We start from the raw sequence: 259 nt of genomic DNA, 5'->3' as shown, positions 1-259 counted from the left end.
TTCGTTTTTCGCAAAAAGCTCTCCTCTACTATCGTTTCCAGACATTTTATCAAATTTTTCCATAATTTGATCCGCTTTGTCATTTTCGTCAACAGAACGAAGAGATTGGGCATAGCGATAGTAATAAGCCGGCTCCACTTCGGATGTAATGGCAAATAATTCTCCATACCACTGTGCTGCTTTTTCGAGTTCCCCATTGAAATAGTAGGCATTTCCCAGTTTTTGGAACATATCAGCCGATTTATAACCTTTCTCAGCT

The 259-nt window shown here is 39.4% G+C and carries 1 pseudogene; it reads right to left on the bottom strand.

The features are described from left to right. Positions 1 to 231: pseudogene (locus CXF59_RS00140) on the bottom strand (flagellar motor protein MotB); the annotation flags it as partial. Positions 232 to 259: the final 28 nt, after the last annotated feature.

The organism is Flavobacterium sp. ALD4 (assembly GCF_002836475.1).
GTDB lineage: Bacteria > Bacteroidota > Bacteroidia > Flavobacteriales > Flavobacteriaceae > Flavobacterium.
The sequence above is the reverse complement of the archived record's forward strand: the minus strand, read 5'-3'. Positions and strand labels throughout refer to the sequence as shown.